The organism is Bacteroides sp. An51A (assembly GCF_002161565.1).
Taxonomy (GTDB): Bacteria; Bacteroidota; Bacteroidia; order Bacteroidales; family Bacteroidaceae; genus Phocaeicola; species Phocaeicola intestinalis.
Genome location: NZ_NFIC01000004.1, coordinates 209,025 through 231,767, shown reverse-complemented (window position 1 = coordinate 231,767; position 22,743 = coordinate 209,025). Strand labels below are relative to the sequence as shown.

Annotated in this window: 29 protein-coding genes; 13 read left to right on the top strand and 16 right to left on the bottom strand. The window is 49.5% G+C overall.

All coding sequences use genetic code 11. The features are described 5' to 3' along the window. Positions 1-2 precede the first annotated feature (2 nt). The 9 genes from traJ to B5G04_RS09285 all read left to right on the top strand — a co-directional run bounded on the left by traJ (position 3) and on the right by B5G04_RS09285 (position 6,906). On the top strand, positions 3-1,028 hold the full coding sequence (gene traJ, locus B5G04_RS09325; protein ID WP_072542206.1) for a conjugative transposon protein TraJ: 1,026 nt from the start codon (positions 3-5) through the stop codon (positions 1,026-1,028). A gap of 128 nt (positions 1,029-1,156) precedes the next feature. Further along, positions 1,157-1,780 (top strand): conjugative transposon protein TraK, encoded by a 624-nt coding sequence (traK, locus tag B5G04_RS09320; RefSeq protein ID WP_004322024.1) that lies wholly within the window; start codon positions 1,157-1,159, stop codon positions 1,778-1,780. Positions 1,781-1,796: 16 nt separating this feature from the next. Beyond that, positions 1,797-2,060: a TraL conjugative transposon family protein gene (locus tag B5G04_RS09315; RefSeq protein WP_087248062.1), complete on the top strand. Its 264-nt coding sequence runs from the start codon at positions 1,797-1,799 to the stop codon at positions 2,058-2,060. After that, the gene (traM, locus tag B5G04_RS09310; protein WP_204245634.1) at positions 2,029-3,357 is read left to right on the top strand and encodes a conjugative transposon protein TraM; all 1,329 of its coding nucleotides are present in this window, start codon (positions 2,029-2,031) and stop codon (positions 3,355-3,357) included. Before B5G04_RS09315 ends, traM begins: the two co-directional genes overlap by 32 nt. Positions 3,358-3,441: 84 nt before the next feature. Then, positions 3,442-4,428 carry a conjugative transposon protein TraN gene (gene traN / locus B5G04_RS09305; RefSeq protein WP_087248064.1) on the top strand — a complete coding sequence of 329 codons (987 nt, stop codon included), beginning with the start codon at positions 3,442-3,444 and terminating at the stop codon, positions 4,426-4,428. Then, entirely contained in the window at positions 4,425-4,982 is a 558-nt protein-coding gene (locus tag B5G04_RS09300) for a conjugal transfer protein TraO (protein ID WP_087247980.1), read from the top strand. Before traN ends, B5G04_RS09300 begins: the two co-directional genes overlap by 4 nt. 3 nt (positions 4,983-4,985) lie before the next feature. After that, on the top strand, positions 4,986-5,885 hold the full coding sequence (locus B5G04_RS09295) for a toprim domain-containing protein (RefSeq protein ID WP_087340897.1): 900 nt from the start codon (positions 4,986-4,988) through the stop codon (positions 5,883-5,885). 5 nt (positions 5,886-5,890) lie between these two features. Beyond that, on the top strand, positions 5,891-6,388 hold the full coding sequence (locus B5G04_RS09290) for a DUF3872 domain-containing protein (protein ID WP_087248068.1): 498 nt from the start codon (positions 5,891-5,893) through the stop codon (positions 6,386-6,388). Beyond that, complete coding sequence (locus B5G04_RS09285; RefSeq protein WP_087247982.1) at positions 6,385-6,906, top strand: lysozyme; 522 nt, start codon at positions 6,385-6,387, stop codon at positions 6,904-6,906. Before B5G04_RS09290 ends, B5G04_RS09285 begins: the two co-directional genes overlap by 4 nt. Before the next feature lie 172 nt (positions 6,907-7,078). Here the strand turns inward: B5G04_RS09285 and B5G04_RS09280 are convergent, their stop codons facing one another. The 14 genes from B5G04_RS09280 to B5G04_RS20480 form a co-directional block, all read right to left on the bottom strand. Continuing rightward, positions 7,079-7,285: a hypothetical protein gene (locus B5G04_RS09280; RefSeq protein WP_072543936.1), complete on the bottom strand. Its 207-nt coding sequence runs from the start codon at positions 7,283-7,285 to the stop codon at positions 7,079-7,081. Positions 7,286-7,343: 58 nt separating this feature from the next. Further along, the gene (locus tag B5G04_RS09275; RefSeq protein WP_087247984.1) at positions 7,344-7,589 is read right to left on the bottom strand and encodes a hypothetical protein; all 246 of its coding nucleotides are present in this window, start codon (positions 7,587-7,589) and stop codon (positions 7,344-7,346) included. Beyond that, positions 7,586-7,807: a DUF3873 domain-containing protein gene (locus B5G04_RS09270; protein ID WP_087247986.1), complete on the bottom strand. Its 222-nt coding sequence runs from the start codon at positions 7,805-7,807 to the stop codon at positions 7,586-7,588. Before B5G04_RS09270 ends, B5G04_RS09275 begins: the two co-directional genes overlap by 4 nt. Before the next feature lie 213 nt (positions 7,808-8,020). Further along, on the bottom strand, positions 8,021-9,043 hold the full coding sequence (locus tag B5G04_RS09265; RefSeq protein ID WP_087396925.1) for a site-specific integrase: 1,023 nt from the start codon (positions 9,041-9,043) through the stop codon (positions 8,021-8,023). A gap of 23 nt (positions 9,044-9,066) precedes the next feature. Beyond that, positions 9,067-10,047 carry a tyrosine-type recombinase/integrase gene (locus B5G04_RS09260; RefSeq protein ID WP_087397096.1) on the bottom strand — a complete coding sequence of 327 codons (981 nt, stop codon included), beginning with the start codon at positions 10,045-10,047 and terminating at the stop codon, positions 9,067-9,069. A 4-nt stretch (positions 10,048-10,051) separates the two neighbouring features. Beyond that, positions 10,052-11,302, bottom strand: a complete 1,251-nt coding sequence (locus tag B5G04_RS09255) for a tyrosine-type recombinase/integrase (protein WP_087396923.1) — start codon at positions 11,300-11,302, stop codon at positions 10,052-10,054. Positions 11,303-11,426: 124 nt separating this feature from the next. After that, positions 11,427-11,651, bottom strand: coding sequence for a hypothetical protein (locus tag B5G04_RS09250; RefSeq protein WP_087396921.1), 225 nt, complete (start codon positions 11,649-11,651; stop codon positions 11,427-11,429). 27 nt (positions 11,652-11,678) lie between these two features. After that, positions 11,679-12,995, bottom strand: coding sequence for a PcfJ domain-containing protein (locus tag B5G04_RS09245; protein WP_087248070.1), 1,317 nt, complete (start codon positions 12,993-12,995; stop codon positions 11,679-11,681). Positions 12,996-12,999: 4 nt separating this feature from the next. Next, the gene (locus tag B5G04_RS09240) at positions 13,000-13,416 is read right to left on the bottom strand and encodes a PcfK-like family protein (protein WP_087247990.1); all 417 of its coding nucleotides are present in this window, start codon (positions 13,414-13,416) and stop codon (positions 13,000-13,002) included. Between the two features lie 11 nt (positions 13,417-13,427). Further along, the gene (locus B5G04_RS09235; protein WP_087247992.1) at positions 13,428-13,676 is read right to left on the bottom strand and encodes a hypothetical protein; all 249 of its coding nucleotides are present in this window, start codon (positions 13,674-13,676) and stop codon (positions 13,428-13,430) included. Between the two features lie 7 nt (positions 13,677-13,683). Continuing rightward, entirely contained in the window at positions 13,684-14,280 is a 597-nt protein-coding gene (locus B5G04_RS09230) for a hypothetical protein (RefSeq protein ID WP_087247994.1), read from the bottom strand. A gap of 22 nt (positions 14,281-14,302) precedes the next feature. Continuing rightward, positions 14,303-14,524, bottom strand: coding sequence for a hypothetical protein (locus tag B5G04_RS09225; protein ID WP_087247996.1), 222 nt, complete (start codon positions 14,522-14,524; stop codon positions 14,303-14,305). An 11-nt stretch (positions 14,525-14,535) separates the two neighbouring features. After that, a complete protein-coding gene (locus tag B5G04_RS09220) occupies positions 14,536-14,754 on the bottom strand; it encodes a hypothetical protein (RefSeq protein WP_021963139.1) in 219 nt (72 codons plus the stop codon). 252 nt (positions 14,755-15,006) lie between these two features. Beyond that, positions 15,007-15,222 carry a hypothetical protein gene (locus B5G04_RS20480; protein WP_239414067.1) on the bottom strand — a complete coding sequence of 72 codons (216 nt, stop codon included), beginning with the start codon at positions 15,220-15,222 and terminating at the stop codon, positions 15,007-15,009. 1,120 nt (positions 15,223-16,342) lie between these two features. Between B5G04_RS20480 and B5G04_RS09205 the strand changes: the two genes are divergently transcribed. Next, positions 16,343-16,792 carry a hypothetical protein gene (locus B5G04_RS09205; protein ID WP_022041278.1) on the top strand — a complete coding sequence of 150 codons (450 nt, stop codon included), beginning with the start codon at positions 16,343-16,345 and terminating at the stop codon, positions 16,790-16,792. 170 nt (positions 16,793-16,962) lie between these two features. Here the strand turns inward: B5G04_RS09205 and B5G04_RS09200 are convergent, their stop codons facing one another. Next, positions 16,963-17,841 carry an AraC family transcriptional regulator gene (locus B5G04_RS09200; protein ID WP_087396919.1) on the bottom strand — a complete coding sequence of 293 codons (879 nt, stop codon included), beginning with the start codon at positions 17,839-17,841 and terminating at the stop codon, positions 16,963-16,965. 131 nt (positions 17,842-17,972) lie between these two features. Here B5G04_RS09200 and B5G04_RS09195 point away from each other — a divergent pair, with 131 nt between their 5' ends. Genes B5G04_RS09195 through B5G04_RS09185 form a run of 3 tightly spaced genes read left to right on the top strand, consistent with a single transcriptional unit; the run spans position 17,973 to position 20,112 of the window. Further along, on the top strand, positions 17,973-19,001 hold the full coding sequence (locus B5G04_RS09195; RefSeq protein WP_087251508.1) for an aldo/keto reductase: 1,029 nt from the start codon (positions 17,973-17,975) through the stop codon (positions 18,999-19,001). An 11-nt stretch (positions 19,002-19,012) separates the two neighbouring features. Continuing rightward, entirely contained in the window at positions 19,013-19,519 is a 507-nt protein-coding gene (locus B5G04_RS09190; RefSeq protein ID WP_087396917.1) for a PPC domain-containing DNA-binding protein, read from the top strand. Between the two features lie 5 nt (positions 19,520-19,524). Then, positions 19,525-20,112, top strand: a complete 588-nt coding sequence (locus B5G04_RS09185; RefSeq protein ID WP_087251506.1) for a DUF2271 domain-containing protein — start codon at positions 19,525-19,527, stop codon at positions 20,110-20,112. 232 nt (positions 20,113-20,344) lie between these two features. Here the strand turns inward: B5G04_RS09185 and B5G04_RS09180 are convergent, their stop codons facing one another. Beyond that, on the bottom strand, positions 20,345-22,693 hold the full coding sequence (locus tag B5G04_RS09180; RefSeq protein WP_087396915.1) for an FtsX-like permease family protein: 2,349 nt from the start codon (positions 22,691-22,693) through the stop codon (positions 20,345-20,347). Positions 22,694-22,743 lie beyond the last annotated feature (50 nt).

Sequence of the window (22,743 nt, the reverse complement as noted above, 5' to 3'; positions counted from 1 at the left end):
CTATGGGAGAGTTCGACAACCTTCACCAGATACTCCTTTCGCTCTACGACGAGATGATGCCGCTTTGCGCGGACATGACGGGCGTGGCGAAAGGGCTTGCCGGGCTGGGCGCACTGTTCTACGTGGCGATGCGCGTATGGCAGTCGCTTGCACGAGCCGAAGCGATAGACGTGTACCCGCTGCTGAGACCTTTTGCATTAGGTCTGTGCATCCTGTTCTTCCCGACCATCGTATTGGGCACGATGAACAGCGTGCTGAGTCCCATCGTGCAGGGCGTACACGGGATTCTCGAAGAGCAGACCTTCGACATGAACGAGTACCGGGAGCAGAAGGACAAACTGGAGTACGAGGCGCTGATGCGCAACCCGGAAACCGCCTACCTCGCCTCGGATGAGGAGTTTGACCGGCAGCTGGACGAGCTGGGCTGGTCGCCCTCGGATCTCGTGACGATGACGGGGATGTACATGGACCGGGCGGCGTACAACATCAAGAAAAGCGTGCGTGACTGGTTCCGCGAACTGCTTGAACTGATGTTCGCCGCAGCCGCACTCATCATCGACACGCTACGGACGTTCTTCCTCGTAGTGCTCAGCATCTTGGGACCGATAGCCTTCGCCTTCTCCGTGTGGGACGGCTTCCACTCGACGCTCTCGGCGTGGTTCAGCCGCTACATACAGATTTACCTCTGGCTTCCGGTGTCCGACCTGTTCAGTACCATACTGGCGAAAATCCAGATTCTGATGCTCCAGCAGGACATCGAGCGTATGCAGACCGACCCAAACTTTTCGCTGGATGCAAGCGACGGGGTGTACATCGTGTTCCTTATCATCGGCATCGTGGGCTATTTCACCATACCGACGGTGGCGGGCTGGATTATCCAAGCCGGTGGCGGCATCGGCAGCTACAACAAGAACATCGGAACCGCCGGGGCTTTGGGCGGCAGCGTGGCAGGTGCAGCCGCAGGAAACGTGGCGGGGCGTGCCGGGAAGCTCATCAAGGGAACGGCAGGAAAGGTGTTCAAGAGGTAACAGCCGGAACAGTCGAAGTGGCACATTGGGGTTGCCTATGTGCCACTCTGACCTCCCCGAAGTGCCACTTCGGAAAAAGGATACCGAAACATGATTTTACAAACAGAAAAAGAAAGACGAAAAGAAAAATGGAATTCAAATCACTAAAGAACATCGAGACGAGTTTCCGGCAGATACGTCTGTTCGGCATCGTCTATACGGCAGCCTGCGCCCTCGTGGTGGTCTGCTCGGTTGTGTGCGCCTTCCGCTTCGCCGAGGCACAGCGGCAGAAGATATACGTCCTCGACGGGGGCAAGAGCCTGATGCTCGCGCTCTCGCAGGACCTGTCGCAGAACCGTCCGGCGGAAGCGAGGGAACACGTGCGCCGTTTCCATGAGCTGTTTTTCACGCTCTCGCCGGAGAAAAGCGCGATAGAGCACAACGTGAAGCGTGCCCTGCTCCTGGCGGACAAGAGCGCGTATAACTACTACGCCGACTTCGCCGAAAAAGGCTTCTACAACCGCATCATCGCTGGCAACATCAACCAAGTGCTTCAAGTGGACAGCGTGGTGTGCAACTTTGACCGCTACCCCTACGAGGCGAGGACATACGCAAGGCAGATGATTATCCGCGAGAGCAACGTGACGGAACGCACGCTTGTGACCGCCTGCCGCCTGCTCAACGCGAGCCGCTCGGACGATAATCCGAACGGATTTACCATCGAGGGCTTCACGGTGCTGGAGAACAAGGACATCCGGACCATAGAAAGATGATGCGCGTATGGGAAAGATGAAAACTCTGATTGAAGGCTTGAAAGGCGGGGTACGCAGGAAACTGGAAGCCCTGCCGCCGAAGGCGCGTCTGGGGATAGTCCTCACGGCATTTGCCCTCTTCGCCGTCCTTTGCCTGTACATGACCGTCACCGCCATCGCCGGTTTCGGCAAGGGGAACGGGGCAATGGAGATACGGCACATCGAGAAATTGGACCTGCCTGTGCAGGAGAATATGAACCTATATAATAATGTATATGGAAAAGGAACAGAAGAAGAATGAACAGAAAGAGAAGAAGCCGCTGACCGAACAGCAGCGGCAGCAACGCAAGAAGATGCTGGTCTATCCGCTGATGGGACTGCTGTTCCTGGGCTGCATGTGGCTCATCTTCGCACCGTCCTCCGAGGACAAGGAGAAGGCAAAGCAGGGTCAGGGATTCAACACGGACATGCCCCTGCCCGAAGATTCGAAAATCATCGGTGACAAGGCGAAAGCCTACGAGCAGTTGCAGTTGGAGAACCGGCAGAAAGAACGCCGGGGCATGGTGGGCGACCTGTCCTCGTTCTGGCACGACGGCGCGGAAAAGCCGGACACGGCGGCTGCATCGGACGACTACCGCCTGACACAGACGGAACCGTCCGAAAATGAGCGTGCCGATAAGCAACAGGCGGGCATACGCACCTCCGCTGCCGCCTACGAGCGGCTAAACACTTCGCTGGGCACGTTCTACGAGCCGCCGAAGGAGGACCGGGAAAAGGAGGAGCTTCGGGAACGCATCGACGAACTGGAAGCCATGCTGATGGCGCAGGAGGGCAAGCCGTCCTCAATGGAGGAACAGGTCGCGCTCTTGGAAAAGTCCTACGAACTGGCGGCAAGATACCAGAACGGGAAGGGCAATGCCGGGCAGACCGCACAGCCCGAAGGGACGGAAACATCCGCCAAGTCTGACGAAAGGAGCATGAAGGCTGAACCGGTAAGCGGGGTGCGTCCGGCAGTGGTATCCGCCTTGCCGCAGCCCATGACGGACTCGGCTTTCATCGCGGACTACGCGGGTGAACGGAACTACGGCTTCCACACCGCCATCGGCACGGCGGAAGCGCCGGAAAAGAACACCATCGCCGCCTGCGTGCAGGGCGACCAGACCCTCACGGACGGGCAGACGGTGAAGCTCCGGCTGCTGGAGCCGATGCGCGTGTCGGGGCGCGTCATCCCCCGGAACACGCTCCTTGTGGGCGCGGCACGGTTGCAGGGCGAAAGGCTCGGCATCGGCATCATCTCGCTGGAACACGGGGGAAACATCATCCCGGTGGAATTGGAGGTGTACGACAGCGACGGACAGGCGGGCATCTTCATCCCCGGCTCGATGGAGATAGACGCGGCAAAGGAAATCGGGGCGAACATGGGCAGCTCGCTCGGCAGCAGCATCAACATATCGACCGACGCGGGGGCGCAGCTCGCCTCCGACTTGGGGCGAGGGGCGATACAGGGCATCTCGCAGTACATCTCGAAAAGGATGCGCACGGTCAAGGTACATCTGAAGTCAGGGTACAGGGTATTGCTCTACCAAAAAAAGGAATGAACAGTCCAAAAACATAAAGGCGAAAAAAGAAAAATAATCAACAAACTAATTTTTATTTACCACTAAATCCAACGTAAAATGAGTATCAAGAAAGTAATGACAATGTTTGCCCTGCTGATGGGCATCGCCTGTGCGAGCTACGCGCAGGGAGTGACGAACGACAGCACCGCCAAGGAGGACGGTCTGGAACTGGTGAAGGACGTCTATCCGCAGACGGAAGAGGACGGCGACCTGTACCACGGTCTGACGAAGAAGCTGATGTTCGACCGCATGATACCGCCGCACGGTCTGGAAGTCACGTATGACAAGACCGTCCACATCCTGTTTCCGGCGGCGGTGCGCTACGTGGACTTGGGTTCGCCCAACCTGATAGCGGGCAAGGCGGACGGTGCGGAGAACGTCATCCGTGTGAAGGCGACGGTCAAGAATTTCCGCAACGAGACGAACATGAGCGTCATCACGGAGGACGGGTCATTTTACACATTTAATGTGAAATACGCCGATGAGCCGCTTATCCTGAACGTGGAAATGAAGGACTTTATCCACGACGGCAGCACGGTGAACCGACCGAACAACGCGCAGGAAATCTACCTGAAGGAACTGGGCAGCGAAAGCCCGATGCTGGTACACCTCATCATGAAGTCGCTGCACAAGGAGGACAAGCGCAAGGTGAAGCACATCGGCTGCAAGCGTTTCGGCATCCAGTACCTGCTGAAAGGGATTTATGTCCACAATGACCTGCTGTATTTCTACACGGAGATAAAGAACCAAAGCAATGTGCCGTTTGACGTGGACTACATCACGTTCAAGATTGTGGACAAGAAGGTGGCGAAGCGTACCGCCATGCAGGAACAGGTGCTGTTCCCGCTCCGCGCCTACAACTACGCCGTCCGTGTAGCCGGGAAACAGTCCGAACGCACGGTGTTCTGCCTTCCGAAGTTCACCATCCCCGACGGCAAACAGCTCGTGGTGGAGATGAACGAGAAGGACGGCGGACGCCACCAGACGTTTACCGTGGAGAACGAGGACTTGGTACAGGCTGAAACCATCAACGAGCTGCGTGTGCGATGAAAGCGAGAGTCCTTTTCCTTGTAACGCTTCTGTCCGTCCTTTTCATGGGACGGGCGGAAGCCCAGCGGTGCCTGCCGAAGATGCGGGGCATCGAACTGAAAGCCGGGCTGAACGGGGCGGACGGCTATGTGCTGGGAGCCACGCTGTCAAGCTACGCGAAAGGCGGGAACAAGTGGGTGTACGGGGTGGAATATCTGCAAACCAACCATGATTATAGGAGTACGACCATCCCTGCGGCGCAGTTCACGGCGGAGGGCGGTTTCTACTACAACTTCCTGTCGGACGCGAAAAAGGTGGTGTTCCTCTATGCGGGCGCGTCAGCCCTTGCCGGGTACGAAACGGTGAACTGGGGCGAAAAGACGCTGTACGACGGGGCAAGGCTGAACAACGGGGATGCCTTTGTCTATGGCTGCGCCGCCACGCTGGACATGGAGGTGTACCTCGCGGACTTCATCGCGCTGACGGCTTCGCTCAGGGAGCGTTTCCTTTGGGGCGGCAGCATGGGCGTGTGCCATACGGAGTACGGGATAGGCGTGAAATTCATCATTAACTGACGGATGCCTATGGACATAGAAGCGATGAAACGGTTTCCCATAGAGGACTTCCTTGCACGGCTGGGGCATCACCCGGTGCAAAGGCGTGCCAATGCAATTTGGTACAGGTCGCCTTACCGGGAGGAGAAGACGCCTTCTTTCAAGGTGAACCCGGAGAAAAACCTCTGGTTTGACTTCGGCGAAGGCAAGGGCGGCAACATCTTCGCCCTTGCCGGGGAGTTCATCAAGACGGGCGACTTCCTCACGCAAGCGAGGTATGTGGCGGAAGTGGCGGGTATGCCGGCACAGGACTATGGACCGCAAAAAGCCGTTGATACGCACCGTTCCAACGGGCACAGCTTCGAGGATGTAGAGGTGCTGCCTTTACAGAACTGGGCGCTGCTCCATTACCTGCAAGAGAGGGGCATACCGTCCGCCGTCGCCATTGCGAACTGCAAGGAGATGCGCTACACCACGCACGGCAAGCGGTATTTCGCCGTGGCTTTCGGTAACGAAGGCGGCGGCTACGAGATACGCAACCCGTTCTTCAAGGGCTGCGTGCCGCCGAAGGACGTGACCCTGCTGTCGGTCGGCTCGGATGCCTGCAACGTGTATGAGGGTTTTATGGACTACCTTTCCGCCCGTGCGCTGGGCATCGGCGGCAGGGAGGACCACCTCGTGCTCAATTCGGTGTCCAATGTGGCGAGGGCGTACAGGCATCTGGACGGCTACGGAAGGGTGCAATGCTATCTTGACAACGACGAAGCCGGGTGGCGGACATTGGAAACCCTGCGCACACGCTACGGCGAAAGGGTGTCGGACTGCTCCGGCATATACAACGGATGCAAGGACCTGAACGAGTACCTGCAAAGCCGCCTGAAACAAAACGAGAAAAATAACAGGAACATCAGACTTAAAATGTAATGATTATGAACATGAATAAATTGAACAACAGACAAAAAGTGAGAAGAAACATAGTGAGAACCTTTGCTGCCCTCTGTGTGGGTATGCTCTCCATTGGCTTCACCGCCTGCGACGACAAATTGGACGTGACGCAAGCCTACCCGTTTACGGTGGAGACCATGCCCGTGCCGAAGGAACTGGCGCAGGGCGAGACGGCGGAGATACGCTGCGAGCTGGTACGTGAGGGCGAGTTTGACGGGGCGGTCTATACCATCCGCTATTTCCAGTACGACGGGGAAGGCACGTTGAAGCTGGACAACGGCCTGGTTTTCCGACCCAACGACCGCTACCTGTTGGAGAATGAAAAGTTCCGCCTGTACTACACTTCGGAGTGCGACGAATCGCAGAGCCTGACCATCACGGTGGAGGATAATTTCGGCAATGCCTTCGAGTGGGAAGTCGAGTTCAACAACGACACGGATGAGGACGTGGCAGTATCGGACACCTTGAACGTCAGCCGATGATGCGCATGGCGTTGCTCCTGCTGCTGGCGGCTGCCCTCTGTGGCAGTCTGCCGGCACAGAATATGGAGGAAACAGCACGGCTGCTGGCTCTGTTCAACAGCCACCCGAAAGCGGACATAGCCGTCGAGCTGATAAAGAAATACGAGGGGCTTCATGATCGTTCGGATTTCCCTTACTATGGTTACGGGCATAAAAGGTTGCCAAAGGAAAAGCTGTCCTACGACATGACGGAGGAAGAAGCCGAAGCCCTGCTCCGCAAGGACTTGGCGGTGCGTTACAGGCTGTTCCGCAACTATAAGAAGGACGCCTTGCTCCTGACCGTCCTAAGCTACAATGTCGGTCAAGGGGTACTGCTCGGTCATGGCAGGTACCCGAAAAGCAGACTCATCCGCAAGCTGGAAGCCGGAAACAGGGACATTTATCGTGAATACGTCGCCTACTGCCGGTACAAGGGCAAGCCCGTCCGCTCGATAGAGCGGCGGCGCAAAATGGAGTTCCTGCTGCTGTATGAGCCGTGAGGCTATGGTTGGCTGTACAACAAACAAAATCCGATGGTGCCTTTTGTGGCTTCATCGGATTTTTCCATATTATCGAAGATGGAAAGTAACGGTTTCTTTGCTACTTTCTTATCCGCCTGTCCTGCTCATGAAAGAAAGTAGCGGGCGGCAATTCCTGCCACCCGCCAAAGGGTCATCCTGCCATTATACGCTTCTGTATGCGTTCAAGGGTACGCTCGGCAATGGGGCGTGTGTCCTTTGTCCAAAGGTCATAGTCATGCACGGATATTCCCACGCTCCGCAGGTCACGGATATAGCCGGACACATAGTCTCCCGAAGGGAGGTAAACGAACTGCATCCATGCGTCCTTGCCGTCTGTCAGTATAAAATAGTATTTCATGATGCCTTCTCTTTTAATGGTGTTGGAAGTGTGGGCGGTGGTATCCACCGCCACGCACTCAAAATTCTCTCATATCAGCGATAGTCGTACAGTGTGTGAGCCATTCCTTTACGCAGGGCATGTTGTATTCGGAAGTGATGACTGCCGTATGCTCGTTTATTTGCGTAAACCTCGTACTTTCATAGTCCTCCACCCATCCTTTGAGGGTGTCAGTTCCCCATGCGTCCGCATCGGCAAACATTCTGTCCAACACACAAATGGGGTCGCTGTATGTCACAATCAGCGTGTCATAGCCTGCTGTCATAGCCTGTCCTCCTTCGTTTTAATCCATTCGTCACGTAACCGCCTGCACTCGTCCAGCGTGGGCTTCACGCAGGAGAACAACTCTCCGTCCGTATGGCGGTAGTCGTATTGCACGAAAGTGCGCCTTTTCCTGCCGATACTCATTTGGAAACTCTCGTATTTCTCCGTTCCTGCCGCTTGGCAGGTGCTTACTCCGTTAATGGTCATTCTCGTTGTCATAGCCTTATCAATTAAAATTCAACAATCAGTAGTCTGTTCTCCAAACATTGGTCGGGGTCGGATGCCTTCTTCTGCGTCACCCAATTATCAAAACCTTTTGATAATTGGATTTATCACAAGAAAAATAAAATCAAAAGTGGTATTGAACTTGTTTGCATAAACGACTGATTCACAAACAAACTCTTTTATTTTCCACTTTTGATTTTATTAGTATTAAATAAGCCCTTTCAGGAAAGCCTTCAGTTTAGGGTCTTTTTCCCAAGACTTCTCTATTGTGGGGGTTCCTATATTTTCATACGCCTTTTCTAATGCTTCTCTTTTTAGCTTAGAATCCGCTCTTGCATAAATTTCAGTAGTCTGTATTGAAACATGTCCGAGTATATCTCTTATGTATATAAGATTAACTCCCGCCTGCAACAAGTGCATTGCTCTGGAATGCCGAAGCACATGAGGACTTACAACACCGGGGAACAATTCCGCATTTTTTATTTTGGCTATAGAAACGTACTTTTGCAATATGTATGTCATACCCGTAGAGGTGAGCTTTTCTCCCCAGCAATTGCTGAAAAGGGGGCGGCTTTGGGTTGAAAACGAATTAAGGTTCTGTTCCTCCATGTATTCCATTAATAATTGCATAATTCCGTCCTCTATCGGAACAATTCTCCTTTTTTTTCCTTTGCCCAATAATTCGACAGTATATGGTTTTGATGTTCTGACAGATTCAGGGGTTAAATCAATGATTTCTTGTACCCGTGCTCCTGTATGATACATTAAAGCCAACAATGTCATATCCCTTCGCCCGTGTTTTGTGTCTTTGGGTATTTGTTCCAATAAATATTTTACAGCATCAATCGTGAGATAGGAAATACTTTTCTTAGAAGCCCTTTTTAGCCGTATGGTACAGATGTCTTTCCATTGTGACATATGCTTTGGGTCTTCGTAAATCATGAACCTGAAAAAAGAACGGATTGCCGCATATCTTTGATTTCGGGTGCTTGCGGAACTCCGGCGTTCATCCTGAAGCCAATTAAGAAAACCTATAACCGTTTTTCGATTAACATGATAAAATGAAAGGTTCTCCGCTTTCACATGCTCCTTGTCCTGCATGTAAGTAATAAACAAGACAAGCGTGTCACGATATGAACGTATCGTATGATGACTTGTTCCACGTTCCTTAACAAGGTACTCCATGAAAAATTTTTCTACACACCTTGCAAAATCTTCATATTCATTCATTCTTGTGTAATATTAAATGTTTTTTACGATACATGCCCCTTATATATACCGGATGTAACGTTTGGAAATTCGCTTATTAATTCCGGATACATACTTTGGGTAAGTCTTAAGTAATGTTCTGTATTTATGGGATTCTTATGTCCCATGAAAGTTGCAAGAATTGGAAGCGTACAGTATATGTCCATCCCGTTGCGAACCATATTAACCATTGTATGAACACATGCCGTATGACGGAGGTCATGTACCCTTGGTCCGTCATGGTTTCCGATATAAGGTATTCCTGCATTGATTATTATCTTATGAAACCAACGGCTTACCGTACTGGAACCGACTCTTTTTCCCGTACCGGAAACGAACAGATAGCCGTTCGGAGCAGTAATGTTTGGAACGGATAGCCTGTCCCTGTAACTTATATACTGTCGTAGCACAATTTCAAGGCTATCGTTTATTGGAACCAAACGCTGAATATGGTTTTTGAGGCTATCCACGACAATAAAATGTCTGTCAAAATTTATATCCCGATTCCGAATGTTCAATGCTTCGTTTATTCTCAAGCCTGTACTATAAAGTAATCTTATTAATGAAGGTAACACCATTAATATTGTATGTGAATGGTATTGACTTGCAATTCTTAGCCTGTCGCACTCTTTGAAGACCTTTTCCATTTCTTCATGTGAAAAGATGTAGGGAATAAAATCTGACGAGGGATTCTTATGTGGATACGGTATGTAGCAATCATTTCCGACCGTACACATGTATTTAAGAAAAGCTGTCATCATCAGTACCTTGGTGTGTATTGTGGTACGTTTTCGATTAACAGATGCCCACTCATACCAGCCATCATACAATTCTTTGGTAATCTGTGTAGAAGTCAGATTGTTCTGTTGAAAATAAATATCTAATTCATGGAAAAACCATTTGGTCTGGGTTACAGTATGTCCGATTGCCTCTTTCTCCTTTATATACGCATACATATATGGAGAAAGCACACTATTATATCTCATTTGATTAACCATATAGAACCCCTCCTTTCTGATTATAAAAGTCATCACTAACCGAAGGCACGGAAAGGGAGCACCGCAACAAGGCATTAATATCAATCTTTAAGTATGAAAGCGTAGTTTCGGTTGTACTGTGCCCAAGCACTTCTGAAATAACTGGCATTGAGATTCCATTTTCTAACATTCGTGATGCTAAACTATGTCTTAAGCTATGAGGTCCATGGTGTTTTTCTTGGAATTTGACACCTGATTCCCGAAAATATTCCACTAAAATACATCTGAAAGTTCCTATTGATAGTGGTCTGATTGGAGGGTTTAGAGACAAAAAGACAGTTTTAATATTCGATTGAGGGCGCACATAACGGAGATACTCAGCCAAAGCATTTCCAACTTCGGTCAATAGAGGAAGGACAACTTCCTGTCCAGTTTTTTGTTGGGTCAATCGTATAACATTATTCTCCCAGTCTAAATTGTCAAGATTGAGATTAACAATGTCAGACCCTCTCAGCCCCAATCTGGAAGCGAGCAATATCATGGCATAATCTCTTTTCCCTTTACAGCTACTTCTGCAGACCGCATTTTCAATAGCCAGCACTTCTTCTTTCTCGTAATAAGAAGGAAGTTTTGTTCCTTTTTGACGTACCATACCAAACAAGAGTTCTGACAAGTCTCTATTCGTTTTGCCTGCCGTGAAAAGATAGGATAGGAAGCGTCTTAAAGAAGAAAAACGGTCAGACTGTATATTATGCCGGGAACTGATAAAAGCATAAATATCCGTATCTGACAATGTAGAAAGTGTGACTCCACGCATTTCCATCAATACTGAAAAGTTATTCAGCTGAAACCTGTATTGTCGAATCGTTTCTTTACGGACACGGTTCTCCTCGCTGTAAATTTTTATAAACTCTAACGCAGCCAAACCGATTTCTCCCGGAAATGGGTAATCCTTGTATTGGTATCGAGGATGTTGTGGGATAACAAAAGTTTTTTGTCCTTCAATATAAGCATTTAATGCCTGAATAGCAGGTATTACTTGTCTGCATCTGTACTTGTTTACACTTTGCTCGTATAAATCGTTGATACATTGTTCGCCTATTTGGGGAACATATTCACATACATCATGTGACTCCATGTATCTGCAAAGAAAGGCACAGCCTTTGAGACAGCATCTTATCTGCTCTGCCGATAATTTGTAGATACAAAAAACCTTTTCCGCAAAAGGAATCAAATCTTTACGGGCTACTGATTTTATTTGCATAATCCTAAATATTTAATGGATGGCGACTTTGCCAACCCAATGCAATAATAAGAATTTTGAGTGATATTATCTATAAAGATTATCATAAGTATCACTGAAAAACAAGTATTTATAAAAAATAGTATTACTTACTTTTGATTTTATTTTTCTTGTGATAAACCCATAAATGGTGTGCGCCATACCCAAAGGCGAAAAGGACATTGAAAAGTTCCTTTCGGGCGAACACCTCCATTACACCCCTTACATCCTGCTCGTTCTTTGTCAGCACAAGCGTGTTCAACAGTTCAAGGAACATTTTGGGCAGTTCCTCGTGCCATCCGAAAACCATATTTTCTATTTTCACTTCCATATCATTAACTATTAGTTTGTTATACGATTATGCCACCTGCTTCATCCGCTGCCGTATCTGCTCGGCATTGTCCTCCACCAACTTGATGATGCGGTCGTGGTATTCGGTGTTGGAGTTGCATACGCCACGGCTCTGCACCACTTTCAACGTCTGTAAGTCCACCTCCACCGTTTCGATGCGCTCTCCGTCAATCCGTGCGGACAGTATCAGAGAGTTTTCATCATTGTAATAAGCATTGGTATAGACGCAATGGTGCATGGCTTTCCCTTCCTCGTAAAACTCGTCCACGCTTTGCAATACCTTTACAATGATAAGTCCGTCCGTCAGTATAAGGTTGAGGAAAGCGGCTTTCTTTCGGATATACTCGTCTTTCTCTTTCGTCATATCCTCCAAACGCTTCCGCTCACGCTCCAACCGCTCGGCTTCCCATATCATGCGCCGCCGTTCCCGTTCACGCTCCAATTGGGCTTGCCGTTTCTCCATATATCTGTCGTGAGCCGCCTTGAGGTCGGTCGGGCAAATGAAATGAGGGTTGCGCAAGTCTTTTCCCAATTTCTCCAACAGATATAGAAGGTCGCACCATAATGAAATGTCGGTTATGGCATATTTGTTCCGCATAGCTATCTTGTACGAGTGCCAACATCTGTCAAGTGCTTGCGGCTTGGAGAGGAAATAGCGCAAATGCTCGATGTTGCCCGACTTCATCAGGGTTTCCGCACGGCTGTCCGAAAGCAATGCAGGGATGAGTTTGGTCGGCACAATGCCATAAAAGTCACCCTTAAAACCGTTTCTGCGTAACGTGTCCGTCACCTTGAATTTAGGGTATATCGGAGAATGGGCGATGTGGTCGTATGCGATGTTGTCCTGCCGGATAGCCATAGGAGAGGCAAAAGAGAAAAGGTCAAGATACCTGCCCCAAATCCGCTGTTTGCCGACAACCGCCATGCGTCCTTCCTTGTTCCACCAGTACTGACCGATTTCAAGTACATAAGGGTCAGCCTTGCAGCCTTTCTCCATCTCCACGAAAAGGAGGTACATACGCAGCACTTGGTATTCCCCACACGTGGTAAGAACGGTGAAGTATTGTTTCTGCTGCACTTTGCGGACATAACTTGTTACCACTTCCAGCCTTGCCCCACATTCGGGGCAAGTGTAGTATTTTGTCTGTTTGTCCATAATCCAGCTATGACCGCAGTCCATGCAGGTGGTGCGTCCTTTGGGCAAACGGTGGGCGTAATGGTCAATGCACTCACGGAAAGCCCAATTCATCTGTGCTTTGGTTATGGGGCGGAGTTTCTTGCTCTGTGCAAGTACCGTTTTCTCGAATTTGTTTCTCGGTTTCATAGGTTCAGAATAATGAGAGTTCAACTTGTTGTACATTTGTCTTTTGGCTCGCCTTAGCCTTGCCTCGGTTCTGCAACTTGCGCAGTTCCTCGGCTTGGTATTGGCGGATGGCTTGCTGCCGTGCTTCCGCCTTTTCCTCGTCAGTCAGTTCTACCGTATGGTTCACGACTACTTGGCATTGCAGTGGCTTGCCCACTTCAATGTCGTCCTCGTCATAGTAGTGGACGGCTTGGGAATAGATTTCACCGTCCGTAAAGCCGTTGTAACCGCTTTTCTGTACCCAATTGAGGATATAGGTCACGCAATCCTCTATGTTCTTGTTAGGCTTGTTGTAATTTGCTGCAAACAGCTTGTCCTCGGCTGCACGTTGTTCCAAATAGGCTTGGATTGTACGCTTGAAATGGTCTGTTGTCTTGTTCATATCGTCAGATTTTAGATGTTGTCATTCGTGTAAAGTATGTCGCAGTCCTCCACTTCGGCTGGAAGTCCGAAAAGGGGATAACGTGAGAAATAGGGCTGTGTGTTGCCTTCTTCGTCCGTAAGGGGTGAGACAACCTGCACGTTCCACTTGCTCTGCCACTCGTCAATCATGCGGATTTCCTCGTCCGTCAGTCCCGTCATGTCACCGTTGATGATGTACCCCAAACTCCATGTGGGTATCTTTTCCGTTGTCCTGTTCATAAGGCTGTCAGTTGAAAAGTGTTCCGTCTGATAAGAATTCATATCCGTTGGCTTCGCAGTCATGCTCGAAGGCTTCCTCATCGATGCAATCCTCAACGTCCCTGCTGCAAAAGCGGAAGAAACTGCCGATGCACTCGTCCATAAGGTCATGCAGGTTCGTATGCTTGTCGGGTGCTTTCAGAAAGTCGTATATGGGCTTCAGGATGTCCATGTCAGCACAATAGCCTGTCAGCACGCAATCCTCGGTTACGGATATGCGGCTTCTGCGTTGTTTGTTGAAGTCCTTTCCGTGCCAATAGGTCTTGGGCTTGAAAAGGCTGTGCCAATAGTTGTTCACGATGAATTTCAATAACCGCACACCGCAAAGTTCTTCCTCTTCCTCGCTGTAATTGGAGGTGAAACGGTAGTAACACGTGCAGCCGTCATATCTCCAATCATATACACGTATGTTGAATATGCCTTCAAAGGCTTTCAGCGTTGCCATGTTCTCGCTCTGCCACGGATATTCATACCCTGCCAACCATCGGTTGTAAGCATTTTCCTTTGCCGTGAATGAAAGCTCGTCCACCTTATAAACATTGTATGTCCTTGTTTCCGTTCTCATAATCTTCTGTCTTAAAAGGTCGTCAAATGGTTTCTTTCAAAATCTCTCTCCAATAGACTGGCTCTACCTCGCTTAAAAGAAAGTCTATGAAATCCTTTCTTGCATCCTTGCACAACTCCTTGTACATTTCTCGGAATGTGCTGAAATTGCCGTTGATGTACGTTTCCACCATATACTCAAAGATGTTGTCCACCTCGTAAAACCTGCATTGCTGCGCTGCCGTCTTGCTGTTTCTTTTTGCCATATCCTTATGAATTAAAGGGTTAATAACCAAATGAATGTCCAAATAATTGTCACTATTGAAAGTAGTGCGGTGAGGATGCCGAACATGAAGTTCAACACGCCCAATAGGATTTCCCCTGCGATGCCTACCGCCAAACCTCCTGCGCAAAGGGTAATGCCCCATGCCGCTCTCGCTACTGCGGACAATACTTTCCGCAAAGCCTTTCCGATGTCGTTCAATGTCATTCTCATATCTTCCAATTTTTAAGTTGTTTTTATTTGTCTTACTCGGATGGGGAGGTCGGGTCGAGTCCTTTTTCTTTTCGCCTCTCCGTATGTCCGATGTTTCCTTGTGACGTCTTCCGACCGCGCATCGGTCGTTTTCGTTTCGGGGGCCATGCAAAGGTTAGGGAGTAGGTTCAGCAAATTTTTTCGACAGAATACTACCTGAGCTTGCGAAGTGTGGAGATTGTGGCTAAAAAATTTGTGTTCCTAATCCCGTCTTTACCTTTGCCCCTGCAACGAAAATGACCCACTGATGCCGTCTGGAATGGCGGCATGGGAATATCGGCATACTTGCTGGAGAGGCGGGAAGGAAAAGGGGAAGCATAGAGGATGGCGCAATGCGCCACGGGGAAGTTCAAAGGGCGGCGCAACGGACAAGGGGAAAGCCCCGCTTTCCTGCCGCCGTGACAGAAGTCCTGCAACCGTCATTGTCATGCGTGCATGGCTTGCGGTTGCAAGTTTTCTGCCGACGGCACATGTCTTCAAACGGTCTTGTCTGCCATGCCCGGTTTGGCAAAAGCATGGCAAGACGGTTTGAGGACAGGGAAGACATGACAGCCGGAAATAGTCGCAGGTGCAGATTCACGCTTGCCGTGCCCTGCATCCGGTGGCATTTCGGCTGCCAAAAGAAGACGAGAAAAAGAAAATGGATAAAACGGACTTGTCCGTTTTGCACAAGCATATAAAAGAAGTGCCCACGACGATGGCGGTGTCACTTGTGACATTGTGGTCGTCGTGGGCTTTTCTTTGCTTGTGCCGTTTCTGAAATGGGCTTACGCACATCAAGCCGGAAGCCGTTTTCAGAACGAGGTAACAGTAATATCCCTAAAAAATAGGTAATGATTTGGTGCTATGGGATAAAAAATGTATCTTTGCAAATACGAAAGAGTTGTTTGAATCTATGAGGTAAACCGCAGCAAGTCAGAGCGTTCTGAATGTCGCTAAATCGTTACCTAAAATCTCACACTCTTCAATTCCATTCTGTGTATCAATCAGATACAGCTTTTTTAATTATCCGCTGCAAAGATAACGATTTCTGGATATTTTGCAAACCGATTTTGTCCTGTATATACTTTGCACGGAATAAAATTGTGCATTTAGTGTAACGTAACTATTTTACCACAGCGGACACAGGGTATCACAGGGAAAAATTTAAAAGCCTCTGTGTCTGCTGTGGTGAAAAAATGCACAAACTTGTACCGCGCATGACATACATTACAGGCAAGAATACGACAGAAGAAAACATCGGCACCGCATGGCGTTTGCAGCAAACGACAAGTCTCGTGTGCGTGAAACAATTCCCTGCATAATTTTCCCTAAAACTCTTGACAACCGCCTTCCCAGATAGTATCTTTGTAAGACGCAGCCGCTTGCGGAAGTCCGCGGATATAGGTGCGCCGGCAAACGCATATAGGTGCATCCGGTGTAAGATTATTAATCTTCAGGCTGCAAGATTATTAATCTTACAAGCGGAAGATTAATAATCTTACACCGGACGAAGCCATCTGCGTTGGGAGAAGAAGATAATAACAACAACCTTTTAAATAATCTGAATATGATAAAGTACAGCTTAGTAATGCGCGGCGAACCCCGTCACCCGGAACGTCCGAAGCGGGCTTTCGCCTCGGCACAGTGTATCAAAACCCTCTCGCTGGAAGAAGTGGCACGGCACATCAGAGCCCACGGGTGCGCTTACAGCACGGGAGACTTCATCGCCATTACGAAGATGCTGGCGGAAGCTACCGCAAAGTTGCTGAAGGAAGGCTATCAGGTGGAACTGGATGACCTGGGCAAGTTTTACATTACCTTGGGATGCGAAGGAGCCGAAAGCATGGAAGCGTTCCAGCCCGACCGGCACATCAAAGAGGTGCGGGTAAACTGGGCGCCGGGAGAAGCCTTCGGTAACATGCGCGAAGGAGTAAACTTCGAAGAAAGCCTGAAACGGCACACGGAACGGAAGCTGCTGCGTGCCGAGCGGAACGGCGACAGCATACTGGAACTGTAATAGAAACTGTTTATACCCATCAGAAGTAAAAAGTTCAAAATGTCAGCAGATAAAAGGAGTTAGAAGGAGTTATGCCTTCGGCAGGAGTTAAATGCCGATAGCAAAGAAGCATTGGCTTTTAACTCCTTGCCGGCTTGTCTGATGGCAGCTTGTAGCAGGGAAGCGGCATTTTACAGTTTTATCTGTGTCCGATATTCAGACGGTGTGCGCCTGATGATTTTCTCAAATTGGGCAATGAAATGGGTGACGCTGTTATATCCTGATTCGTAGGCTATTTGCGAAATGTTCATAGTTGAATAAGCCAGCAATTTGCATGCGTGTTCAATCCGTATCTCTGCCAGACATCGGAAAATGCTTTTGTCCGTGCGTTGTTTGAAATACCGGCACAATGCCGTAGGGTTCTGGTTGGCATACTCCGCTATTTCCTCCAAAGTCACTTTTTCCTTGAAGTGGTTATACAGATAGGCATATACCTTATTGACGGGTTCTTTCATGTCGGGGACAGGATTCGCCTGATTGTATGCTGTACTGGAGAGCAATTTGAAATGCTGGCAATCATGCAGCTTTTCGAGCATGCGCAACAGGCAGACCATACGCGAGGTGTATTCGGAAGAATCGAAAGCCCGTACCATCTCCATCATTTCATCAAACAGACTTTCATCGTAGAAGCGGATTCCATATTGGCTTTTCTGCAGCAAATCGTAGATGAGGCGGTAATCCGGAATGTCTTTCATATTGTCGGGAAACATATCCGGCCTGAACTGTATGGCTTCTCCGGCACTCCATTCACCTTCCGGATGACTTGCTGATGTGGAATGCAGCTTGGTATGGCACAGGTGGAGATGAGGCACATTGCTTCCGATGAGGGCGATGTCTCCGGCTTTGTATTCGGATACACCTTCACCGACAAACTGTTTCCCGCTGCCTTGGGTGAACAGCATGATTTCGTACTCCACATGTTTGTGCAAGGGAAGCACAAAACGGGGGTAGGAAATATGGCTGCATACCGTCGCCATGTTATGTACAATCTTACGTTCTAATACGGGCATACTTTCATTTTTATCCGGATGCAAATATAATGGATAATACTGCAAATATAATGGAATCCCGTCTTCTTTATTGCTGTTATTTTTGCAATGTCAAATGAAAGGAAGATGCACAACAAAAAACATTACTGATTATGGAATATCGCAGACTGAACGGTTCGGGACTTTTTGTCCCGGCATTGACTTTGGGAACAGGAACCTTCGGCGGCTCTCATGGCTTCGAGGGCTGGGGACATACGGGAGTAGCGGAAGCCACCCGCATGGTGGATATGTGTCTGGAAGCCGGACTGAACATGTTTGATACGGCAGATATGTATTCGCGCGGACTTGCCGAGGAAATATTGGGGAAGGCCATTGCCGGAAAGCGGAACAGGCTGCTCATTGCTACCAAGGGGACATTTCCCATGGGCGAAAGCCGCAACGAGGAAGGGGCTTCGCGCTTCCATCTGATAGAGGCATGCGAGGCGAGCCTGCGCCGTCTGGGTACCGACCATATCGACCTGTACTACATCCACGGTTTCGATGCCAATACACCTGTAGAGGAGACGCTCCGGGCTTTGGATGACCTGGTGACGAGCGGCAAGATACGCTACATAGGCTGTTCCAACTTCTCCGGCTGGCAACTGATGAAATCGCTTTCGGTATCCGAGCGGCGCGGATGGAGCCGGTATGTGGCGCATCAGGTATATTACTCGCTGCTGAACCGTGATTTTGAATGGGAACTGATGCCGCTCGGCATAGACCAGCAGGTAGGCAGCATCATCTGGAGTCCGTTGGCTGCCGGACGTTTGGGAGGGCGCTACCGCCGGAACAACCCCATGCCGCAAGACGGAAGAGTGGCACGCGGAGGCGCACCCGTAAGGGATAACGTAGTGGCTTACGAGCGTCTGTATAATATAATAGATGTGTTGGATGAAGTGGCTGCGGAAACGGGAAAGGCTGTGGCACAAGTGGCATTAAACTGGTTGTTGCAACGTCCTACGGTGTGCAGCCTTGTCATCGGAGCCAGTTCAGAAGAACAACTCCGGCAGAACTTGGGGGCAGTAGACTGGAAGCTTACGGCAGAACAGATGCAACGCCTCGATGCAGCCAGCAAGACGGAGAAGCCTTATCCTTACTGGCACCAAGACGAACGGCCTGAACTTTCCTCCCAACTGTTTTAACACGGACTGTCATGAAATTAAAACTCATATTCATTCTGCTGCTTTGCGGATGGCTGTTCATTCCGGCAAGCGCACAAAATCTACAAAATATGTACACTTATAAGCAAATAGGCAACAAATATGTTGTCAGTATCCAAAATCGTGCGGAAATCGTCAAAGCCCTGAACGCTTTCTGCGAAGAACGGGGCATCCAGTCGGGAACCATTTACGGGATAGGGGCGATAGATGAATTAATCCTTCGCTTTTTCAATCCCCAGACCAAGCAATACGTGGACAAGACCTATCAAGAGCAGATGGAGATTGCCAACCTGACAGGAAACATCTCCCAAATGGACGGGAAGACCTATCTCCATTTGCACATCACCGTGGGACGCAGCGATTATTCCGCTTTGGCAGGACATCTGCTTTCCGCTACGCTGAACGGCGCCGGAGAGTTTGTGGTGGAAGATTTCGGAACCCCCGTCACCCGCGTTTATGTCCCGGAAATAGGATTGAACTGCTATAAATTGGACGAATAAAGCTTATGAAAACAAGATTGTTTTATGCTATTCTGGTTGCGTTCGGCATCTGCCTGCAAGGTTGCACCACCTCGTATGCGAAAGACAGAGAAGATGCGAAAGAAACTCCCGCAGGAGAACGGTTGGAGATTTCTTTCCGCTTCCAGCGTGGCGGCATTGCTTCCAGCCAATATGCCATTTGGATAGAAGACGAAACGGGCAAGTTGGTACGTACCTTGTATGTTACGTCTTTTACAGCAAAAGGAGGATATGAATACCGGAAAGATGCCGTTCCCACATGGGTTGCCAAAGCTGATCCGAAAAATAGGATATCCGACAATATTGATGCTTTCACTGGTGCCACTCCTCGGAACGGGACGTTACATTATGTGTGGGATGGTAAAAACAATGAAGGTATGCCTGTACCCAAAGGGACGTATATGGTTTTTATAGAAGGCACGCTGTATTGGGAGAGCAGGGTTGTTTTCTCCGCTAAATTGCATTGGGGAAGTTGCGAAGAGGAATCAGTTCTTGTATCTTCCCGATATTATGGAGCTCCTTCAGTGAATAAAGACATGATAACAGATTTGAAAGTCTTTCATATGGCAAAGTGAATTTTGTGTCTGTTGTTCATGCAGTTGGAAAGACATCGGAAACAGGAGAAAAACAAATCCGCCGGCTTCCTTGCTCACGCAAGCTTGCCGGCGGCATTTGAAATCTAAGAGAGTTTATAGATCAATGCTGTATTTAGTTGACTAGGTAACTAGGTACTAGTTGACTAAGTCTGTAGATACTAAGGTGTTTAGAACCTAGTTCCTAGTACCTAGTCACCTAGTGCCTATGAATTTATTCTGTCTTCAGGTTTTCCACCGGATTCTCTCGTGTGGCTTTCAGGCTGATGAGGTATACCGAAACCAGTGAGATGAGGGCTACCACGGTGATGGAAGCTATCGGAACCCACCACGGGAAGGTGCTGTCGAAGGTCACAATCTTGTCTATCTGGTGTACGCCGAATATCATCAGCGGGACGGCTATTGCTAAGCTGATACCCAAGGAACCGAGCGAGAACTTCATCAGCCTCTCCTGCTCGCTTAGCGAACTGGAGCCGAATACCTTGCGTATCGCCATGTCGCGCTTGCGCTGGGCGATGAAGTAAAGGCTCATGGCGGTTAGTCCCAAGAGGGAGATAAGCAGGGCGGCACCGGTAAAGATAAGCATCAGGCGGTTCATGCGGCTGAAGTCGGCGTAGAGGTCACGAAGCTGGTCGCCGTACCATGCCGACTCGAAGGAGAAATCCTTGGCGGCTATCTTGAAAAGCTGGTCCAGCTGTTTCTTGTAAGCGTTCAGGTCGCCGTCCTGCACTTCCACCGATACGTTCCATGGATAGATGCTGTCGGGGTGCTCTATCTGTATCTGGAGCGGATGGATATCGTGGTCTATCAGGCTTCGGCTGATGACAAAATCCTTGAACACGCCGGCTATCTGGGTGCGTCCGTAATTGTTGCTCGTGAAATAATCTTTGGTCCCGACAGGTTCCAACATCTTCATCGCCCGTTCGCTTAGAAAGAAATTGTTGCCTCCTATCGGCGTATGACGGTCTTCGGTTATCTGTATGTGGTAGATGTCGAGGAACGCCGAATCAACGATAAAGGTCTGGAAACTCATCACCAAGGTGCTGTCCGCCGAAGGAATATAGGTGGTATTGTTGTTCCCTCCGTCCAAGGGTACGCCGCATGAGAAAGAAACATGCTTCACGAAGGGCAGCTTCTTTGCTTCGGTGCGGAAGAGTTGCAGGTCCTTTTGAGAGCCGTAGGACGGATAAGTCAGCACATTGCCGTATTCGTAACCCAACGGTGCGTGTACGATGCGGTATATCTGCACGGAGAGATAGGCGGAACAAGTGAGCAGGGCAATAGTCAGTCCACACTGCACGATGTTGAGCACCCGCAGGTAGACGGCTTTCGTCTTGCGTCGGAAAGTCCCTTTTACTACATCCATAGGGTTGTAGTTGGAAAGTATCGTAGCCGGGATAAAGCCCGAAAGCAAGGTCAGTGCTGCAATGAACAGGATATAGACAATAACGGTGGTGGCATTGAGATCGCCCGTAATGTCAAGCTTGGCGTGAAGCAAGTCGATAGCCACAGGTTCGGCGGCTTTGGCAAGGAGGAAGCCTATGATAAACGAAACCAATGTGAGCAGTGCTGATTCGGTTATCATGCGCCAGAAAATGTCGGGGCGTGACGAACCGAGCAGGCGGCGTGTAGCCATTTCCTTGGCACGGTAGCTGGTCTGCGCCACGCTCATGCTGATATAGTTCAGCACCGCCATGAGCAGGATAAGCACGCCTACGGTAATGAAAATTACTACCAGCTTGAAGTCGTACTGGTTGAGGTAGACGGTGGCAGGAGTTTCGGAAAAGTAGAATTTGTGCCAAGGGATGAATTGGGCTTTCCGGAAAGTGTCGCCGCTGTCTCTGAACAGCCAGTAAAACTCTTTCAAGAATGCCGCTACGTCATCGGCTTTCCGGTTCAGGTCGGCGCCAGGAACCATACGGAAGAAGAGGGTGCTTCCTGCCGCATTGTTCATCTCGGTACATTCCATCGAACAACTCCATTGGATGTATTTCATGTTCTCGAACGGGATGAAGATGTCGATGTCCGAAGGGATGATAGAGTTGTCAATGTCCTTGACGATGCCCGTCACGGTAAATATCCCGTTATTACAAGGAATGATTTTCAGGGTCTTGCCCACGGCGTGCTCGGTGCCGAACAGGCGGAGAGCGGCGGAGCGGGTAAGCACCACGCTGTTGTCATCGGTAAGCAGTTGTTCGCGGTTCCCTTCCAGCAAGGGGAAGCGGAAGAACTCGAAGAAGTTTTTCTTCACGCTGGCGCCTAATACCTGCACCGGCTTGTCGTCCGGTTGCACATACGGGTTTGATACTTTGATGGCGCACCAGTCCTCTATCTCGGGATAGCGGCTTTGCAGGCGGTTGCCCAAGTTGTAATGTCCTCCTGCCCAGTGTTCGTTGGCAAACACATAGATGCGGTCGGCATCGGGCAGATCTTTATCCACGGTGAGCTGCCGTGTCACCATGTTGGCGATAAGGAGCACGAACATCAGCGAGATGCTCAGCCCCGCCACGTTGACGAATGTAAAGAGCTTGTTGCGCTCCAAGAAGGTGAAGTAAGTCTTCATTTCAATTAATAATTAACAATTAATAATTAATAGTTAATAGTTGGTTGGTG

Excerpts from the sequence above, each read along its gene's own strand:
- B5G04_RS09255 (WP_087396923.1), bottom strand. The coding sequence starts at position 11,302 with ATGCAAATAAAATCAGTAGCCCGTAAAGATTTGATTCCTTTTGCGGAA.
- B5G04_RS09180 (WP_087396915.1), bottom strand. The coding sequence starts at position 22,693 with ATGAAGACTTACTTCACCTTCTTGGAGCGCAACAAGCTCTTTACATTC.
- B5G04_RS09200 (WP_087396919.1), bottom strand. The coding sequence starts at position 17,841 with ATGCCCGTATTAGAACGTAAGATTGTACATAACATGGCGACGGTATGC.
- B5G04_RS09260 (WP_087397096.1), bottom strand. The coding sequence starts at position 10,047 with ATGAGATATAATAGTGTGCTTTCTCCATATATGTATGCGTATATAAAG.
- B5G04_RS09205 (WP_022041278.1), top strand. The coding sequence starts at position 16,343 with ATGATAAAGTACAGCTTAGTAATGCGCGGCGAACCCCGTCACCCGGAA.
- B5G04_RS09300 (WP_087247980.1), top strand. The coding sequence starts at position 4,425 with ATGAAAGCGAGAGTCCTTTTCCTTGTAACGCTTCTGTCCGTCCTTTTC.
- B5G04_RS09185 (WP_087251506.1), top strand. The coding sequence starts at position 19,525 with ATGAAAACAAGATTGTTTTATGCTATTCTGGTTGCGTTCGGCATCTGC.
- B5G04_RS09270 (WP_087247986.1), bottom strand. The coding sequence starts at position 7,807 with ATGACAACGAGAATGACCATTAACGGAGTAAGCACCTGCCAAGCGGCA.
- traM (WP_204245634.1), top strand. The coding sequence starts at position 2,029 with ATGTATATGGAAAAGGAACAGAAGAAGAATGAACAGAAAGAGAAGAAG.
- traK (WP_004322024.1), top strand. The coding sequence starts at position 1,157 with ATGGAATTCAAATCACTAAAGAACATCGAGACGAGTTTCCGGCAGATA.
- B5G04_RS09315 (WP_087248062.1), top strand. The coding sequence starts at position 1,797 with ATGAAAACTCTGATTGAAGGCTTGAAAGGCGGGGTACGCAGGAAACTG.
- B5G04_RS09220 (WP_021963139.1), bottom strand. The coding sequence starts at position 14,754 with ATGAGAATGACATTGAACGACATCGGAAAGGCTTTGCGGAAAGTATTG.
- B5G04_RS09250 (WP_087396921.1), bottom strand. The coding sequence starts at position 11,651 with ATGGAAGTGAAAATAGAAAATATGGTTTTCGGATGGCACGAGGAACTG.
- B5G04_RS09230 (WP_087247994.1), bottom strand. The coding sequence starts at position 14,280 with ATGAGAACGGAAACAAGGACATACAATGTTTATAAGGTGGACGAGCTT.
- B5G04_RS09195 (WP_087251508.1), top strand. The coding sequence starts at position 17,973 with ATGGAATATCGCAGACTGAACGGTTCGGGACTTTTTGTCCCGGCATTG.
- B5G04_RS20480 (WP_239414067.1), bottom strand. The coding sequence starts at position 15,222 with ATGACAATGACGGTTGCAGGACTTCTGTCACGGCGGCAGGAAAGCGGG.
- B5G04_RS09280 (WP_072543936.1), bottom strand. The coding sequence starts at position 7,285 with ATGAAATACTATTTTATACTGACAGACGGCAAGGACGCATGGATGCAG.
- B5G04_RS09225 (WP_087247996.1), bottom strand. The coding sequence starts at position 14,524 with ATGGCAAAAAGAAACAGCAAGACGGCAGCGCAGCAATGCAGGTTTTAC.
- B5G04_RS09235 (WP_087247992.1), bottom strand. The coding sequence starts at position 13,676 with ATGAACAGGACAACGGAAAAGATACCCACATGGAGTTTGGGGTACATC.
- B5G04_RS09190 (WP_087396917.1), top strand. The coding sequence starts at position 19,013 with ATGAAATTAAAACTCATATTCATTCTGCTGCTTTGCGGATGGCTGTTC.
- B5G04_RS09240 (WP_087247990.1), bottom strand. The coding sequence starts at position 13,416 with ATGAACAAGACAACAGACCATTTCAAGCGTACAATCCAAGCCTATTTG.
- traJ (WP_072542206.1), top strand. The coding sequence starts at position 3 with ATGGGAGAGTTCGACAACCTTCACCAGATACTCCTTTCGCTCTACGAC.
- B5G04_RS09285 (WP_087247982.1), top strand. The coding sequence starts at position 6,385 with ATGATGCGCATGGCGTTGCTCCTGCTGCTGGCGGCTGCCCTCTGTGGC.
- B5G04_RS09275 (WP_087247984.1), bottom strand. The coding sequence starts at position 7,589 with ATGACAGCAGGCTATGACACGCTGATTGTGACATACAGCGACCCCATT.
- B5G04_RS09265 (WP_087396925.1), bottom strand. The coding sequence starts at position 9,043 with ATGAATGAATATGAAGATTTTGCAAGGTGTGTAGAAAAATTTTTCATG.
- B5G04_RS09290 (WP_087248068.1), top strand. The coding sequence starts at position 5,891 with ATGAACATGAATAAATTGAACAACAGACAAAAAGTGAGAAGAAACATA.
- B5G04_RS09245 (WP_087248070.1), bottom strand. The coding sequence starts at position 12,995 with ATGAAACCGAGAAACAAATTCGAGAAAACGGTACTTGCACAGAGCAAG.
- B5G04_RS09295 (WP_087340897.1), top strand. The coding sequence starts at position 4,986 with ATGCCTATGGACATAGAAGCGATGAAACGGTTTCCCATAGAGGACTTC.